This window comes from Pseudacidovorax sp. DMC4, from assembly GCF_056314265.1.
On the sequence record NZ_JBQUYR010000006.1, the window covers coordinates 356,721 to 373,479 of the forward strand.

General features: G+C 71.4%; 16 protein-coding genes. 9 read left to right on the forward strand and 7 right to left on the reverse strand.

Features of this window, described 5'->3' with window-relative positions; genetic code table 11:
- Positions 1–27: 27 nt before the first annotated feature.
- The 5 genes from ACT54X_RS13845 to ACT54X_RS13865 all read right to left on the reverse strand — a co-directional run bounded on the left by ACT54X_RS13845 (position 28) and on the right by ACT54X_RS13865 (position 5,586).
- On the reverse strand, positions 28–1,065 hold the full coding sequence (locus tag ACT54X_RS13845) for a branched-chain amino acid ABC transporter permease (protein ID WP_476347053.1): 1,038 nt from the start codon (positions 1,063–1,065) through the stop codon (positions 28–30).
- Positions 1,066–1,106: 41 nt separating this feature from the next.
- On the reverse strand, positions 1,107–1,958 hold the full coding sequence (locus ACT54X_RS13850; protein ID WP_017759334.1) for a branched-chain amino acid ABC transporter permease: 852 nt from the start codon (positions 1,956–1,958) through the stop codon (positions 1,107–1,109).
- A gap of 58 nt (positions 1,959–2,016) precedes the next feature.
- Positions 2,017–2,829: an SDR family NAD(P)-dependent oxidoreductase gene (locus ACT54X_RS13855; RefSeq protein ID WP_476347056.1), complete on the reverse strand. Its 813-nt coding sequence runs from the start codon at positions 2,827–2,829 to the stop codon at positions 2,017–2,019.
- A 214-nt stretch (positions 2,830–3,043) separates the two neighbouring features.
- Positions 3,044–4,786 (reverse strand): FAD-dependent oxidoreductase, encoded by a 1,743-nt coding sequence (locus ACT54X_RS13860; protein WP_476347058.1) that lies wholly within the window; start codon positions 4,784–4,786, stop codon positions 3,044–3,046.
- Complete coding sequence (locus ACT54X_RS13865; protein ID WP_476347060.1) at positions 4,783–5,586, reverse strand: shikimate dehydrogenase family protein; 804 nt, start codon at positions 5,584–5,586, stop codon at positions 4,783–4,785. Before ACT54X_RS13865 ends, ACT54X_RS13860 begins: the two co-directional genes overlap by 4 nt.
- A 141-nt stretch (positions 5,587–5,727) precedes the next feature.
- On the opposite strand from ACT54X_RS13865, the gene ACT54X_RS13870 reads away from it, so the two are divergent.
- The 9 genes from ACT54X_RS13870 to ACT54X_RS13910 all read left to right on the forward strand — a co-directional run bounded on the left by ACT54X_RS13870 (position 5,728) and on the right by ACT54X_RS13910 (position 14,582).
- Positions 5,728–6,768 carry a Gfo/Idh/MocA family protein gene (locus ACT54X_RS13870; RefSeq protein ID WP_476347062.1) on the forward strand — a complete coding sequence of 347 codons (1,041 nt, stop codon included), beginning with the start codon at positions 5,728–5,730 and terminating at the stop codon, positions 6,766–6,768.
- A 69-nt stretch (positions 6,769–6,837) separates the two neighbouring features.
- Positions 6,838–7,659 (forward strand): IclR family transcriptional regulator, encoded by an 822-nt coding sequence (locus ACT54X_RS13875; RefSeq protein ID WP_294367677.1) that lies wholly within the window; start codon positions 6,838–6,840, stop codon positions 7,657–7,659.
- Between the two features lie 14 nt (positions 7,660–7,673).
- Positions 7,674–9,506, forward strand: coding sequence for an FAD-dependent oxidoreductase (locus ACT54X_RS13880; RefSeq protein ID WP_476347064.1), 1,833 nt, complete (start codon positions 7,674–7,676; stop codon positions 9,504–9,506).
- Positions 9,479–10,108, forward strand: a complete 630-nt coding sequence (locus tag ACT54X_RS13885) for an NIPSNAP family protein (protein ID WP_295525179.1) — start codon at positions 9,479–9,481, stop codon at positions 10,106–10,108. The genes ACT54X_RS13880 and ACT54X_RS13885 overlap by 28 nt, the downstream gene beginning before the upstream one ends.
- Before the next feature lie 10 nt (positions 10,109–10,118).
- The gene (locus ACT54X_RS13890; RefSeq protein ID WP_476347066.1) at positions 10,119–10,925 is read left to right on the forward strand and encodes a sugar phosphate isomerase/epimerase family protein; all 807 of its coding nucleotides are present in this window, start codon (positions 10,119–10,121) and stop codon (positions 10,923–10,925) included.
- A 299-nt stretch (positions 10,926–11,224) separates the two neighbouring features.
- The gene (locus ACT54X_RS13895) at positions 11,225–12,385 is read left to right on the forward strand and encodes an acyl-CoA dehydrogenase family protein (RefSeq protein WP_476347070.1); all 1,161 of its coding nucleotides are present in this window, start codon (positions 11,225–11,227) and stop codon (positions 12,383–12,385) included.
- 8 nt (positions 12,386–12,393) lie between these two features.
- The gene (locus ACT54X_RS13900; protein ID WP_476347072.1) at positions 12,394–13,998 is read left to right on the forward strand and encodes an acyl CoA:acetate/3-ketoacid CoA transferase; all 1,605 of its coding nucleotides are present in this window, start codon (positions 12,394–12,396) and stop codon (positions 13,996–13,998) included.
- A gap of 4 nt (positions 13,999–14,002) precedes the next feature.
- Positions 14,003–14,290, forward strand: coding sequence for a BrnT family toxin (locus ACT54X_RS13905; protein WP_294367666.1), 288 nt, complete (start codon positions 14,003–14,005; stop codon positions 14,288–14,290).
- Entirely contained in the window at positions 14,268–14,582 is a 315-nt protein-coding gene (locus ACT54X_RS13910) for a BrnA antitoxin family protein (RefSeq protein WP_476347074.1), read from the forward strand. Before ACT54X_RS13905 ends, ACT54X_RS13910 begins: the two co-directional genes overlap by 23 nt.
- A gap of 4 nt (positions 14,583–14,586) precedes the next feature.
- Here ACT54X_RS13910 and ACT54X_RS13915 read toward each other — a convergent pair whose 3' ends face one another.
- Together ACT54X_RS13915 and ACT54X_RS13920 are read right to left on the reverse strand one after the other, a co-directional pair.
- The gene (locus tag ACT54X_RS13915; protein ID WP_476347076.1) at positions 14,587–15,015 is read right to left on the reverse strand and encodes an NIPSNAP family protein; all 429 of its coding nucleotides are present in this window, start codon (positions 15,013–15,015) and stop codon (positions 14,587–14,589) included.
- A complete protein-coding gene (locus ACT54X_RS13920; protein ID WP_476347078.1) occupies positions 15,012–16,757 on the reverse strand; it encodes an FAD-dependent oxidoreductase in 1,746 nt (581 codons plus the stop codon). Before ACT54X_RS13920 ends, ACT54X_RS13915 begins: the two co-directional genes overlap by 4 nt.
- Positions 16,758–16,759: the final 2 nt, after the last annotated feature.

A 16,759-nucleotide genomic window follows, 5' to 3' on the forward strand; every position in this document is an offset into this window, starting at 1 on the left:
CCTGTTGTCTCCTGGTTGCGATGCGGCTCAGCGGGCCGAGGTGGCGGGGCGCACCACGGGCGTGGCGGGTGCGGCCGTGTGGCCGGCACTCGCGGTGGCGGGCGCTGCCGCGGCGCGCCGCCTGGGGTTCCACAGCTTCTGCAGCGCTCCGGCGATGCCGGTGGGCGAGAACACGATGACGGTGATCAGCGCCACGCCGAAGATGGCCATCCAGTGCGTGGCCCAGTCGCCCAGCACGTCCTTGAACATGAAGTACACGATGGCGCCGAGCGGCGGGCCCCACAGGGCCTTGTAGCCACCGACCACGACCATCATCAGCGCCACGCCGGAGACGCTCCAGTGCAGCGCCTCGGGCGAGACGAAGCCGGTGTTGAGCGCCGACAGCAGCCCCGCCACGGCCACCACGCCGGCCGACAGCGCATAGATGGCGGCGCGCGGCAGCAGCGTGCGCAGGCCGATGAAGCGGGCACGTTCCTCGTTGTCGCGCACCGCCTCGGTCACGCTGCCGAAGCGTCCGCGCAGCAGCAGCGCCAGGACCAGCAGCGTGAGCACCAGCACCGTCCAGCACACCATGAAGAGCACGGCCGGCTGCAGCAGCTGCGACTGCGGCACGCCGAAGAGCGTGGAGGGCCAGTTGATGTTCATGCCGTCGGCGCCGCCGGTGAGCCCGCGCGAGCGCGAGGCGGTGAGGAAGAACATCTGTCCGATGGCCAGCGTCATCATGCTGAAGGCCACGCCGGGTACGCGCACGATCACCAGGCCCACCAGCAGCGCGAAGAGCATCAGCGCCGCCAGCGTGGCCACGATGGCCAGCTCGGCCGGCATCCAGCCCAGCTCCATCACGATGCCCACGGTGTAGCCCGACAGCCCGAAGAACACCGCATGGCCGAAGCTGACCATGCCGTTCTGCCGCAGCAGCAGGCCCACGCCCGAGGCGAAGACACCATAGATCACCGCCTGCGTGAACAGCGACAGCAGCGTGCCCGAGCCCACGCCCAGCGCCACCGCGCCCCCCAACGCCAGCGCCGCGGCGCCGGCCAGGCCGATACGAACATTGCTTGTCATGAATGCGCTCCTCTGGTTCCCCGATGTCTTCTGCGTGGCGTTCACGTCCGGCTACCGGCAAAGCCGGCGGGTCGCCAGATCAGCACCGCGACCATGATCACGAAGGGCAGGATGGCCGAGAGGTCGGGCAGGTACACCGCGCCCAGCGACTGCACCATGCCCAGCACCATGGCGGCGACGAAGGCACCGGCCAGCGAGCCCAGGCCGCCCACGACCACCACCACGAAGGAATCGATGATCACGTCGCTGCTCATCGATGGCGACAGCGACAGGAAGGGCGCCGCCACCACGCCGGCCAGGCCCGCGAGGGCGGTGCCCAGGCCCACCACGCCGGCCGACAGCGCATCGGTGTTGACGCCCTGCATGGCGGTGGTGGTGGGGTCGGTGCTGGCGGCCCGCACGAACAGGCCCGCCTTCGAGAAGCGCAGCCAGCCCGTGAGGCCCAGCGCCACCAGCGCGCCGACGCCGATCACCGCCACGCGGTAGGCCGGCAGCGGCGTGCCGAAGAAGTCGATGGAGGTGGCCAGCACGGCAGGTGCCTCCACCGACAGGTTGCTCTTGCCCCAGGTGGTCTGCACGAAGTCCTCGATCACCAGCAGCAGGCCGAAGGTGACCAGCACCACGGTGAGCGGATCGCGGTCCTGCAGCAGGCGGAAGCCGTAGCGGTCGAGCAGCACGCCCAGCAGCGCCATGATGGCCGGCGCCGCCACCAGCGCGGCCCAGAAGTTGTAGCGCAGCGCCACCGAGTAGCCGATGTACGCGCCCAGCATGTACAGCGAGCCGTGCGCGAAGTTCACCACCCGGCGCAGGCCGTAGATGAGCGCCAGGCCCGAGCACATGATGATCAGCAGGGCGCCGTAGACCAGCCCGTTGAAGAGGTTGATGGTCAGCATGAAGGTCGTCTCCGTGATGCGTGTGCGGTGGGAAAGGTGGCGGCCGGGTGCGGCCCGCTCACAGCGGCGCCAGGGCCTGGGCGGGCGCGCCCAGCACGCTCCAGCCGCCGTCGGCGCTGAGCGTGGCGCCGGTCACATAGCTGGCGGCAGGCGAGGCCAGAAAGGCGATGGCTTCGGCGATCTCTTCGGGCTCGGCCATGCGGCCCAGCGGCGTGCGCTCGGCGACGGCGCGGGCATCCACATCGCCGCGCTCGGCCAGGGCCGCCACCAGCGTGGTGCGCACATAGCCGGGCGCCACCGCATTCACGCGGATGCCCTCGCGGGCCCACTCGCAGGCCAGTGCGCGCGTCATGCCCAGCACGCCGGCCTTGGCGGCGCTGTAGGCGTTGCGACCCGGAATGCCGCCGAAGCTGGCGATGGAGCCGATGTTGACGATGGCGCCGCGGTTGCCGCGGGCATCGCGCAGCTGCTCGCGCATGAAGCCCAGCACCGCCTGCGTCATGAGGAAGGTGCCGCGCAGGTGCACAGCCAGCACGCGGTCGAAGCCCTCGGCCGTCTGCGCCAGCGTGGGTGCGGCCTGCTCGCCGATGCCGGCGTTGTTGACCAGGGCGTCGATGCGGCCGAGCGCGGCCTGCGCGGCGGCCACCGCCACCTGGACGGAACCGGCATCGCTCACGTCGCAGCCCAGGCCCAGGTGCTGCGGGCCCAGCTCGGCGGCGCGGGCCTGCGCGGCCTCGGCGCGCAGGTCCAGCAGGGCCACGCGCCAGCCCCGCTGCGCAAGGCACTGCGCGGTGGCCCAGCCGATGCCGTCCGCGGCGCCGGTGATCAGCGCCGTGGCGGCTGTTGAATGGGGTTGGCCGAGGGTCGGCATGTCTGTCTCCTGTCGTCGTTGCTCTGGTGGCAAGGCTGCGGGCGTGGCCCGCGCCAACCGGACTTTCGAGGCCGCCGGTCATGGCTGCGTGTGGGGGTGGATTCTTCGATCCCTGCCCTGGGGCTGCTTCGACATTTCCGGCCATTCGCCGGACTTTTCGTGCATGAGGGACTGGGGTTTGCCCGGTCTGTCATGCACGTGTGGCGCGTGGCGGCTAGGTGGCGACGGCCTCGCGCAGGCGCGAGCCCGCATGCCGCGCCGCCAGGTGCGCGAAGACGATGCCGGGGCCAAGCGTGATGCCGGGGGCCGTGTAGACGCCACCCATGATCGAGTGCATGTCGTTGCCCACCGCATAGAGGCCCGCGATGGGCTGGCCCTGCGCGTCGAGCACGCGCGCGTCGGCGTCGGTGGCAAAGCCCTGGGCCGCACCGATGTCGCCCGGATAGAGGCGCACGGCATAGAAGGGCCCTTCCTCCAGCGGACCCAGGCAGGGGTTGGGTCCAGGCCATGCCGGGTCGCCCAGGTTGCGCTGGTAGGCGGTCTCGCCGCGGTGGAAGTCGGTGTCCACGCCGCTGCGCGCCAGGGTGTTGAAGCGCTCGACCGTGGCCTGCAGACGCTGCGCAGCGATGCCCAGGGCCTGGGCCAGGCCGGCCAGCGTGTCGGCCTGCGTGAGGTAGCCGTCGGCCAGGAAGGGCGCGAGGCCCTTGCCACCCGGGCGCACCATGCCCAGGCCGTACTTGCGCAGGGCCGCGGCATCGCAGATGAGGAAGGCGGGGATGGAGGGCTGCCCGTCGGCACCGGGCTGCTGCATGGCCAGGCCGAAGAGGTGGTACGAGGTGCTTTCGTTGACGAAGCGCTCGCCCGCGGCATTGACCGTGAGCACGCCCGGCTTGGCGCGGTCCATGACGAAATGCGGGAACAGGGCGGTGCTGCCATCGCTGCGCATGCGGCGCGAGACAGGGGCCCAGAAGGCCGCGCTCATCGCACCGCTGCCGTAGCGCGCGCCCACGGCCTCGGCCAGCGTGTGGGCCTCGCCGGTGTGGCCGGGCGCGCCGGGGCACCAGCCGATGTCGGCGCCGGGCAGCAGGGCCTGCCGTCGCTCGGGGTGGCGGTTGAAGCCGCCGCTGGCCAGCACCACGCCCGCGCGTGCGGCCACGCTGCGGCGCTGGCCGCGCTGGGCCAGCACCACGCCGTCGACGCCGGTGTCGCTGCGCTGCAGCCGCATCAGCGCGGTCTCCATGGCGAGCGTGACGTTGGGCAGGCGCGAGAGCGAATACAGCAGCCGCCCCACCAGCGCATTGCCCATCACCAGCCGCGTGCCGCGCGCATGGCGCAGGCGGTCGCGGCCATGGCGCGCCAGGAGGCGCACCGAATGCCGCAGCGAGGCCAGCGACTTCGTCATGCCCAGCAGGTGGTTGATGTCGGTGCGGTCGACCATCATGCCGCCCAGCACCGTGAACTCGGGGATGGGCGGGCGCAGCAGCGCGAACCACTCACCCAGCAGCCGGCCGTCGAAGGGCAGCGGCTCCAGCGCACGGCCGGCGACGGTCGAGCCTTCGAGGTCGGAGATGTAGTCGGGGTGCCGGGGGTAGGCGCGCAGCTTGACCTCGGTGCGTGCCGCCAGTTGGGCGATGGCTTCGGCGCCGTGCTCCAGGAAGGCCTGGCGCAAGGCGCGCGGCGAGTGCTCGCCGATGGCGTTGTCGAGATAGCGCGCGGCCTCGGCCAGCGTGTCGGCCGGGTTGACCGCGGCGCCTTCGCGCGTGCCTGGCACCCAGCAAGTGCCGGCCGACAGCGCGGTGGTGCCGCCCACATGCGCGGTGCGCTCCACCAGCAGCACCTGCTGACCGTCCAGGGCCGCGAACAGGGCCGCGGCCATGCCGGCGCCACCCGCGCCGATGACCACCAGGTCGAAGGCCGCGCCTTCGGGCAGATCGGCCAGCGTCTGCAGCCGCTTCACGACTGGGGCTCCGCGAGGAAGTCGACCATCAGGTCGCGCACGCGGGCAAACATGTCGGTGCCGGTGGCGGTGCCCAGGCCGCGTGCGCGGGCGGCGGCGATCAGGGGCGTGACGGCCGGCTGCGTGATCACGCAACCCACGAAGGCGTCGGGCGCCAGCCGCTGCACGTCCACGGGCAGCGGGTCGTCGTCGCGCATGCCGGCGGGCGAGGCGTTGACCACCAGCTGGTAGCCGGCCGGATCGGCCGAGCCGACGCCGACAGGGCAGCGGCCCAACCCCGCCAGCCGTGCCACCAGCGCGTCACGGCGGGCGATGTCGCCGTCGTGGATGTCCAGCGACGCAACGCCGGCCATCACCAGCGCATGGGCGATGGCCGAGCCGGCGCCGCCCGCGCCCACCAGCAGCGCGCGGCGGCCCTCGGGCTCGCCGCCGCGGTCGCGCAGGGCGGCCACCATGGCCAGGCCGTCGAACATGTCGCCATGCCAGCGGCCGTCGGCAGTGCGGCGCATCGTGTTGGTGGCGCCCAGGAAGGCCGCGCGTTCCGACAGCGTGGTGCACAACGCGGCGCAGGCGAACTTGTGGGGCACGGTGACGATGACGCCGTCCACGTTCCTGGCCGCCGACACGCCGACCAGCCAGGTGGCCAGATCGGTCGGCGCCACATGCGCGGGCATGACCATGGCGTCCATGCCGCGCTCGGCAAAGGCCTGCGTGACGCCCGCGGGCGATTTCACCTGCGCGATGGGATCTCCCACGATGAAGTGGACGCGCGTGGCGCCGCTGAGCTGGGGCTCGGACATTGACTGTCTCCTGGATGTGCATGCGCGGCCGCAACCCTGCGGCGGCGTTGGCGGCGATCCTATCGAAGACTGGAACGACGTTCAACTATTGAATTTCATTTCAATCCAGCCTACAGTCGCGGCCAAGGAGACATCCCGCCCATGCCCCAGAATGCCCCCATCGCGCTCATCGGCGCCGGCGTCATCGGCCGCACGCACATCGACCGCCTGCAGCAAAGCAGCCGGGCGCGGCTGTGCGCCATTGCCGATCCCACCGAGGCCGGACGGGCGCTGGCCGAAGCGGCGGGCGTGCCCTGCTTCGCCAGCCATGCCGAGCTGCTGGCCGCCCACCGGCCCGCGGGCGCCATCGTGGCCACGCCCAACGCCACGCACGTGCCGGTGGCGCTGGACTTCCTGGCCGCGGGCGTGCCGGTGCTGGTCGAGAAGCCGGTGGCCGGCACGGTGGAAGACGCCCGCCACCTGGCCGAGGCCCAGGCCGCGCGCGGCGTGCCGGTGCTGGTGGGCCACCACCGGCGGCACAACCCCATCCTGCAACGTGCCCGCCAGCTGCTGCAGGAGGGCCGGCTGGGCCGCGTGGTGGCCGCGCAGGCCATGGCCACCTTCCTCAAGCCCGACGCGTACTTCGAAGCGGCCTGGCGGCGCCAGGCCGGCGGCGGCCCGGTGCTGATCAACCTGATCCACGACATCGACATGCTGTGCTTCCTGCTCGGCGAGGTGCGCGCCGTGCAGGCCTTCGCCAGCAATGCCACGCGCGGCTTCGAGGTGGAGGACACGGCCGTGGCCAGCCTGCAGTTCGCCAGCGGCGCGCTGGGCGCGGTGATGGTGTCGGACACCACCACCGCGCCCTGGTGCTGGGACTTCTGCGCCGGCGAGCAGCCGCAGTACCCGCGACAGGCCGTCAACTCGCACTTCATCGCCGGCACGCACGGCTCGCTGTCGCTGCCTGATCTGTCGCTGTGGCATTACGCGGGTGATCGCAGCTGGCATGCCGAGATGACGCGCAGCCAGACCGCCGTGCATGCCGCCGACCCCTACACCCGCCAGCTCGAGCATTTCGTCGACCTGGTCGAAGGCCGCGCCACGGTGCCGCTGTGCAGCGCCGCCGACGGCCTGCGCACCCTGGCGGCCACGCTGGCCATCTCCGATGCCGCCGAGCGCGGCTGCACCGTTGCGCTGGGCTGAGCCCGCCGTGCGCATCCTCATCCTGTACGCTGCCCGCCTCATTCCAAGACCACGAGAAGGACATCTCCGATGAGCGGCGTACTCGACAGAACCCTGGGCATCCTCGAACTGCTGGCGCGCCATGGCGAGGGGCTGGAGCTGGCCGCCATCGCCGACACGCTGAACATGCCGCGCAGCGCCGCCCACCGGCTGCTGGCCGACCTGACGCGTACCGGCTACGTGCGCCAGACGCGCGAGCTCGGCTCGTACATGCTGACCACCAAGCTGTCGTCGCTGGGCCTCTCATTCCTCAGCCACAGCGGCATCGTCGATTTCTCTCAGCCGCTGCTGGACCGGCTGGCGCAGCTGTCGGGCGAGCTGGCCCGGCTGTCGGTGATCGACGGCGAGCGCCTGACCTGGGTGGCCCGCGCCCAGGGTGCCCGCCAAGGCCTGCGCTACGACCCCGACATGGGCAGCGATGCGCGACTGTCGTGCTCGTCCTCCGGCCTGGCCTGGATGGCGGCCCTGAGCGACGACGAGGCCATCGCCCTGGCCACCCGGCAGGGCCTGGGCCAGCCCGAAGAGTACGGCCCCAATGCGCCGCGCACGGTGCAGGAAATGATGGCCATGGTGCACGCCACGCGCGAGCGCGGCTACGCCCTCACCATCGACACCTACACGCCGGGCCTGAGCACCATCGGCGCCGTGGTGCAGCCCGCCGGCCGCCCGCCCATCGGCGCCATCACCGTCGCCGGGCCCACCGTGCGCTTCACCGAGGAGCGCATGCGCGCCCTCGCGCCCGAACTGCTGGAAACGGCCGCGCAGATGGCGGCCGCCAGCGGCACCTCGCCCTTCTTCCAGAAGACGGCACCGGCAGCGCCTCCCGGACGCGTGCCCATCTACGCCGCCTGACGGCGCCCTTCTTCATGCCTGCCCGCCCGACCGACGCCCCCGCCGCCACCTCTCCACGCACGCTGCCCTGCGACCTGCTGGTCATCGGCTCGGGCGCGGGCGGCCTGGCCACCGCGGTGACGGCGGCGCAGCTGGGGCTGAAGGTGGTGGTGGTCGAGAAGGAGCCGCAGTTCGGCGGCACCACGGCCTGGAGCGGCGGCTGGATGTGGGTGCCGCGCAATCCGCTGGCGCGTGCGGCGGGCATCGACGAGCCGCTGGAGGAACCACTGGCCTACCTGCGCCACGAGCTGGGTGCGCAGTTCGACGAGGCCCGCGCCCGCACCTTCCTCACGCAGGCGCCGCGCATGGTGGAGTTCTTCCGCCGCCGCACCGCCCTGCAGTTCATCGACGGCAATGCGATTCCCGACTTCCATGGCCGCAGCCCGCATGCGGGCACGGGCGGCCGATCGGTCTGCGCCGCACCCTTCGACGGCCGGCGCCTTGGCGCGCGGCTGCGCGACCTGAAGCCGCCGCTGCCCGAGACCACGCTGTGGGGCATGGGCATCGCCTCGGGCCGGGAGCTGCGGCACTTTCTGGACGCGACGACCTCGCCCGCGTCCTTCCTGTACGTGACGCGGCGCGTATTGGCCCATGCGCGCGACCGGCTGCTGCATGGCCGTGGGCGGTGCCTGGTCAACGGCAATGCGCTGGTTGCGGCGCTGGCCGCCTCGGCGTTGGAGGCTGGCGTGCAGATCCTCACCGCCCATCCCGCGCGCCGGCTGCTGGACAAGGACGGCCGTGTGGCCGGGGCCGAGGTGATGTCGCCCCGGGGCCCGCTCGCCATCGAGGCCGCACGCGGCGTGGTGCTGGCCTGCGGTGGATTCCCGCACGACGCGGCGCGCAAGGCCCGCCTGCTGCCGCATGCCGGCCCCGAGGGCCTCGACCATCACTCCGCCGCCAGCCCGGGCAATACGGGCGATGGACTGCGGCTGGGCGAAACCGCGGGCGGCCGCATGGCCACCGGGCTGGTGCAGGCCGCGGCGCTGGCGCCCGTCTCGCTGGTGCCGCGCGCCGACGGCAGCACCGGCCACTTCCCGCACCTGATCGAACGTGCCAAGCCCGGCCTGATCGCCGTGCGCGCCGACGGCCGGCGCTTCGTCAACGAGGCCGACTCGTACCACGACTTCATGCACGGCCTGCTGGCAGCCACGCCGCCCGGCGAGCCGGTGCAGGCCTGGCTGGTGTGCGACCGCGACTTCTTCCGCCGCTTCGGCCTGGGCGCCGCCAAGCCCTGGCCGATGCCCACCTACGGCTGGCGCAAGCGCGGCTACCTGCGCCGCGGCCGCACGCTGGCTGAGCTGGCCACCGCCTGCGGCATCGACGCGGCCGGGCTTGCCGACACCGTCGCCCGCTACAACGCCATGGCCGCCACCGGCCGCGACCTCGACTTCGGCAAGGGCGAGACGGCCTACAACCGCATCCAGGGCGAGGCCCGCCCCGGCCAGCCCAATGCCTGCATGGCCCCGCTGCAGCGCGGCCCCTTCTATGCGGCGCGCGTGGTGGCCGGCAGCCTGGGCACCTTTGCCGGCCTGCGTGTGGACACGCAGGCCCGCGTGCTCGATGACCACGACCGGCCCGTGCCCGGCCTCTATGCCGCCGGCAACGACATGGCCAGCCTGATGGGCGGCCACTACCCCAGCGGCGGCATCACGCTGGGTCCGGCCATGACCTTCGGCTTCATCGCCGGCCACCACGCGGCCGGCGTGCCGCTGGAGCCACCGTCGGCGCCTGCGCGTTCGGCCGCCACGGCGCCCCACTCCCTTCACGAGGAATCCATCGCATGCACTACTACGAACTCGCCACGCTGACCCTGCCCATGGGCACCGCCGGCACGGCCGCCACCGCCGTCCAGGCCTTCGCCACCGCGCCCGAGGCGCAGGGCCAACTGCTGGGCTGCTGGTTCACCGACATCGGCGTGCTCAACCAGATGCTGGTGCTGCGCGGCTTCGACAGCCTGGGCGCGCTGGAGGCCGAGCGCGCCCGCACGCAGGCCAGCGCCAGCCCCTTCGGCTGCGGCGAGATCTACCAGCGGCTGGAGCAGCACAGCTACCGCGGCTTCGACTGGATGAAGCCCGCGCGGCCCAGTGCCGAGTCGGGCATCCAGGGCCCCGTCTACGAGATCCGCACCTACGGCATCAAGCCCGGCGGCACGCAGCCCACCATCGATCTCTGGCAGGAATACCTGCCGCCGCGCGAGAAGCTCTCGCCCTGCGTGGTGGCCATGGTGGCTCTGGACGGCGCCGCGCGCTTCACCAACATCTGGGCCTACCCGACGCTGGACGCGCGCAGCCGCGCCCGCGCCGATGCCGTGGCCCAGGGCATCTGGCCGCCCAAGGGCGGGCCGGCCCACCTGACGACCGAGATGGTCTCGACCATCGCGATGCCCACGGCCGTCTCGCCGATGAAGTGACGCAGCGACCATGGCCCGCCCACTGTCCCTTGCCTACCTGAGCAGCCACCGCTGCACCCCCGCCGAGGCGGTGCGCCTGGCTGCGCAGACCGGCTACGGCTTCGTCGGCCTGCGCCTCTGGCCCAACGCACCGGGCGCGCCGCAACAGCAGCTGATCGACCAGCCGGCTGCGCTGCGCGAGACGCAGGCCGCCCTGCGCGACACCGGCGTGGGCGTGTTCGACCTGGAGATCATCCGCATCGACGCCGACTTCGACCCGCACCGCTGGGACCCGCTCTACGACATCGGCGCCGCGCTGGGCGCCCGCGCCATCCTGGTGGCCGGCGACGACGGCGACGAGGCCCGGCTGACGCAGAACTACGCCCGCCTGTGCGAGGTGATGAAGCCCTTCGGCATGACGGCCGACCTGGAGTTCATGCCGTGGACCGGCGTGCGCGATGCCGCCGCCGCGCTGCGCGTGGTGCGCAACGCCGGATCGCCGGGCAATGCGGGCATCCTGGTCGACGCCCTGCACTTCGGCCGCAGCAGCAGCACGCTGGCGGACATCCGCGCCATTCCGCGCGCGCTGCTGCACTACGCGCAGATCTGCGATGCCGAGGCCGGCACGCACTTCAGCACCGACGAGATGATCCACACCGCACGCTGCGCCCGGCTGCTGCCCGGCGAAGGCAGCATCGAACTGCATGGTCTCTTCGCCGCCCTGCCGGCCGACCTGCCCGTGAGCGTGGAGGTGACGAACCATGCGCGCGAGGCGCAGGAGCCGCCGGCCGAGTGGGCGGCGCAGTGCCTGCGGGCGTCGATGCCGTTCGTGGGTTGACCGCAGCGCTGCACATCTCGCCATGCTGATCCCCGCCAACCGCATTTCGCGCCTGCCCTTCTTCTTCGGCGCCCGCTGGTTCAGCAGTGCCTAGCCTTGAGCGTGGCCTGACTCCCTCTCCCTTTGGGAGAGGGTTGGGGTGAGGGCCGCGGCCTTTATCTGCCCCGCAGCCCATCCACCGCCCAGGCCCCTCACCCCACCTCTCCCCAGAGGGGAGAGGCGCAAACCCGACACATCGCGCATGGCCTCCTTCAGCGGCCATCGCCCTTCCTTTGCCCATTCATTCATCGCCAGACACCATGGACTTCGCCCTCAACGACGAACAGAAGATGATGATCGACACCGTCCGTCGATTCATCGCCGAGGAACTGCATCCCCTGGAGCAGACCCTCGAGGACCACGGCGCCCTGCCGCGCGCGCAGGCGCAGGCCATTCACGACAAGGCCCGCGCGCTGGGCCTGTATGCCCTCAACATGCCGGCCGAACTGGGCGGCGGCGGGCTCTCCAACCTGGACCGCGTGCTCTGCGAGGAGCAGTTCGGCCACACCAGCGACCAGCTGATCCGCCGCGCCTTCGGCAACGTCTACGAGCCGCTGCTGCACTGCCGCGGCAACCAGGTCGAGCGCTGGCTCAAGCCGTCGGTGGAAGGCACGCGCACCTGTGCCATCGCCATCACCGAGCCGGGCGCCGGCTCCGACGCCGCAGGCATCAAGACCCATGCGAAGAAGACCGACAGCGGCTGGGTGCTCAACGGCGGCAAGCACTTCATCAGCGACGGCGAATGGAGCGACTTCTTCCTCGTCTCGGCCCGCACCGGCGAGAAGGAGATCAGCATGTTCATGGTCGACAAGGGCCTGCCCGGCTTCACCGTCGGCAAGGACCAGCAGATGATGGGCCTGCGCGGCACGCCGCATGTGGAGCTGTTCTTCGACAACGTGGCGCTGGACGCCGCCGCCCTGCTGGGCGAGCAGGGCCAGGGTTTCAAGCTGGCGATGGGCGCCCTCAACGTGGTGCGCCTGGCCCAGGTGGGTGCGCGCGCCGTGGGCAAGGCCAGCCATGTGTGCGAGCTGATGCTGCAGTACGCCGGCGAGCGCCGGCAGTTCGACACCCGCATCGGCGACTTCCAGATGGTGCAGCAGATGCTGGCCGACAGCGTCATCGAGATCAATGCCGCGCGCTGGATGGTCTACCAGGCGGCCTGGATGCTCGACCAGGGCTTCGATGCGCGCGAGCAGATCGCCATGGTCAAGGTGCATGCGGCCGAGACGCTGGGCCGCGTGGTGGACCGCGCGGTGCAGGTCTTCGGCGGCATGGGCTTCTGCAAGGAGCTGCCCATCGAGCGCTACTACCGCGATGCGCGCATCTACCGCATCTTCGACGGCACCAGCGAGATCCACCGTGGCGTGATCGCCAAGTCGGCATTGCGCAAGGGCGCGGCCCTGTTCGACATCCACCGTTGAGGCCCGCGATGGCAGACGGCAAATTCATGACGGCCGCCGAGGCGGTGGCCCTGATCCGCGATGGCGACACCGTGGGCCTGATGGGTGGCGGCGGCGGGCTGATGGAGGCCACGCACCTGTTCGAGGCCGTGCAGGCCCGCTTCCTGGCCACGCAGGCGCCGCGCAACCTGACAGTGGTGCATGCACTGGGCATCGGCGACAAGAAGACCAAGGGCATGAACTGCTTCGCGCACGAAGGACTGGTGCGGCGCGTGATCGGCGGCCACTGGGTGTGGTCGCCGGCCATGCAGCAGCTGGCGCTGGAGAACCGCATCGAGGCCTACATCCTGCCCGGCGGCGTGAGCAGCCAGTTGATGCGTGAGATCGGCGCCGGCCGCCCTGGCCTGATCAGCCACGTGGGCCTGGGCACCGTCTGCGACCCGCGCCACGGCGGCGGTCGCATGAACGAGGCGGCCCAGGACGACCTGGCCGAGGTGCTGACCCTCGATGGCCGCGAATGGCTGCGCTACAAGCCCTTCCCCATCCATGTGGCCCTGGTGCGCGCCAGCGCGGCCGACGAGGACGGCAACATCAGCTTCGAGCACGAGGCCGCCAACCTGGATGCACCCTCGCTGGCGCTGGCTGCGCGCAACAGCGGCGGCCGGGTGATCGTGCAGGTGGCCGAGCGGCTGCCACGCGGCGCGCTCAAGGCACGGGAGGTGCGCATTCCCTCGGCCTGGGTCGATGCCATCGTGGTCGACCCGGCGCAGCGCACCAGCTACGCCATTCCCTTCGACCCGGCCTTCAGCGGCGAGCTCACCGGCGCCGCCCGCGCCGAAAGCGAGGCCGCCGACCATGCGCGGGAGCTGGCCGCGGCGCAGGAGGCTTTCGGCGAGCGCCAGGCGGTGGCGCGCCGCGCCGCCGTGGAGCTGTTCAACACCGGCAAGGCACGGCCCGTCATCAACTACGGCGTGGGCGTGCCCGACGCCGTGGCCAAGCTGATCGCGGCGCGCAACGAGCAGCATCGCATCTACCAGACCATCGAGCACGGCACCTACGGCGGCACGCTGATGGACGGCGTGCTCTTCGGCTATGCGCGCAATGCCACGGCCATGCTGGACGCGGCCACGCAGTTCGACTTCTATGGCGGCGGCGGCCTGGACGTGGCCTTCCTGGGCTTCGGCGAATTCGACGAGGAAGGCTGCGTGAACGTGTCGCGCCTGGGCGGCGTGACCGTGGGGCCGGGCGGCTTCATCGACATCGCGCAGAACGCACGCAAGGTGGTGTTCTGCGGCACGCTGGCGGCCAAGGGCGTGAAGCTGGCCACTGGTGACGGCCGGCTGCGGGTGCTGCAGCAGGGCGCGGTGAGGAAGCTCGTCAAGCGGGTGGACCAGATCACCTTCAGCGGCCCGCAGGGCGTGGTGCGCGGCCAGCAGGTGCTCTACCTCACTGAGCGCGCCAGCTTCCGCCTGACGCCCGAGGGCGTGGAGCTGTTCGAGATCGCACCCGGCGTGGATCTGCAGCGCGACGTGCTGGACCAGATGGAATTCATGCCCCGGCTCGCGGCGGAGATCGGGGTGATGGATGGGGGTCACTTCACGGCGCCCACCGGCCATTTATCGCATCTACAATAATTCGATGGGGAGGCGACTGATCTGGGACGAAGCCAAGCGTGCAGCCAATCTGCGCAAGCACGGGTTGGACTTCGCCGACGCCCATCGGGTGCTCGACTCGCGCTACCGGCTCGACGTCGACGTCCAACGCGGCGGCGAGTTGCGGGTCATGTCTTTCTCGTATGTGCTAGAGGTCCTGGCGGTACTGACCGTCGTTCACACCGACCGCGACGGCGCGGCCAGGATCATCAGCTTCCGCCCCGCCAGCCGCGAAGAATGCGAGGTCTACGATGAGTGGCTCGAAAGTGAATGAGATGTCCCGCGCGCAAGTCGCTGCCGCTGTGCGGGCCTTGCCGAAGGACCGGCACCTCGTCTGGGACGGCGAGGATGAAGTAGACCGCCCGCTCTCGCGCGAGGAGATGAAGGCGGGCATGCAGGCAGCAGCGCGCCGGCGCGGGCGTCCGGCCGGCTCCGCCACCAAGGAGCAGGTGGCCATCCGCATCGACCATGAGGTGCTCGCAGCCTTCCGTGCGAGTGGCCCCGGTTGGCAGACCCGGATGAACGACGCGCTGAAGGAGTGGCTCGAAACGCACCGGGCCGGATGAGGCCCTACGCCCCGGCCACCCACCCCGGCATCGCCACCGCCCGGATCAGCCGCGTCTCCTGCGCCGTGATCAGGTGGCCCGAGGCGGCAAGGTAGCGCGCGAAGTCGGGATGCGCGTCCCGTGCGGCGCTGCGGCGTTCGTAGTCGGCCAGGTCGTCGTAGGCCCAGAAATGCACGAACTGGTTCTGCGGACCGACCAGGCTGGTCCAGAAGCCCAGAGGATGGCCGAGGGTCTGCATCAGCACCGGCATGGCCAGCTGGTTGAAGACCTGCAGGAATTCGGGCATCTTGCGCAGCGCGATGGTGTAGATGCGGTGGTCCACCAGCGGCTTGCCGGGCGGCGCCACGATCGCCAGTGGGCCGGGCGTGGAGCCCCCTGCCGTCGCCTTTCGCGCAGCGCGCGTGCCCTTAGAAGCGGTCGGCCGGGCACTCATGCCACCACCTCTTCGTGCGCTTGCACGCGCACGGCCGGCACCGCATGCGGCGCCTCGGCCTGGTCGGCGATGTGGTGCGCGGTGAGGTACGCGAAGACCATGTTGGGCCCGTGCGTGATGCCGGCCCCCGGGTAGGCGCCGCCCATCATGCTGGCACGGTCGTTGCCGGTGGCGTACAGGCCCGGGATCGGCTGGCCGTCGCGGCGCAGCACCTCGCCCGCCAGACTGGTCTGCAGGCCATCGAAGGTGCCGAGGTCGCCCATGACCACGCGCACGGCATAGAAGGGGCCCTGGGCCACCGGCGCGACGCAGGGGTTGGGCCGGTGTTCCGGGTCGGCCAGGTAGCGGTTGAAGGCGGTCTTGCCGCGGCCGAAGGCCGGATCCTCGCCGCGCTCGGCCGGCGGGTTGTAGGCGCGCACCGTGGCCTCCAGGCCCTGCGGGTCGATGCCGGCCTGGACGGCCAGTTCGGCCAGCGTGCGGCCCTGCAGCAGGTAGCCGCTGCGCAGGTGCGGGCCGATGGGCATGGGTGCAGGCTTGACGTAGCCCAGGCCGTACTTGGCCAGGCAGGCCTTGTCGCAGACCAGCCACATGACCGTTTCCTTCTGGCCTTCGCAGGCCCGGGTGAGCGCCGCGCCGACGTCGTGGTACGACTCCGATTCATTGCAGAAGCGCCGGCCGTTCTTCAGCACGGCGATCACGCCGGGCTTGTAGCGGTCGAGCAGGTGCGGGAAGACACCGAAGCGGCCACCGCCCAGCGGCACGCGCGAGACGGGCATCCACGCCGCGCTGTCGGCATAGCGGATGTCGGCCACGCCGCCGGCCGCCTCGGCCAGGTTGACGCCATCGCCGGTGTTGCTCTCGGGCGTGGGCGACAGGTGTTCGCCCCCACGACGCACATGCGGATAGGCCTGGGCGATGCGCTTCGCGTCGTGCGGAAAGCCGCCGCAGGCCAGCACCACGCCATGGCGGGCGCGCAGCTCGCGCGGGCCACCCTCGCCCTCCACGCGAACGCCGGTGATGCGGCCGCCCTCTTCCAGCAGGCCGCGGACGGGCGTGCTGGTGAGGATGGGAATGCCCAGATCCAATGCCGAGCGCGCCAGCCGTGCGGCCAGCGCGTTGCCGCTCGTGACCTGGACGCCGCGGCGGTAGAGTGCCAGCTCCTTGATGTGCGTGGCCAGGCGCCGCGCAACATAGAGCGCGGAGGTCAGCGACTTCGTCGCGCGGAAGAAGTGCTTCAGGTCCGCGTTGGAGGAGTTGAACATCATGCCGATGAAGGTGATGGTCTCCAGCGGCGGCTTGAGCCGCGCCATGTCCTCGCCCAGGCCGCGGATGTCGTAGGGCGCGGCCAGGATCGAGCGCCCGACCTGCGCGCCGCCGGGGGCGTCGCAGTGGTAGTCGGGGTACAGCGTGGGCACGAACTGCATCTGCGTCTCGCGCTGCAGGAAGTCGACCATGGCCGGGCCGTGCTCGATGAAGGCCTGGGCGGTGGCCTCGTCGTAGAAGCGCCCGCTCTCCTGCATGAGGTAGGTGCGCACGGCCTCGCGCGTGTCGGCCGGGTTCTGCTGCCGGCCATGCGGGCCCATCGGAATCCACAGCACGCCGCCCGACAGCGCCGTGGTGCCGCCGAAGACGGGCTCCTTCTCCAGCACGGCCACGGTCAGGCCGCGCTTCTTCGCGGTGATGGCGCAGGTCAGCCCGGCCGCGCCGGAGCCGACGACCAGCAGGTCGAAATCCTTGCTCATGG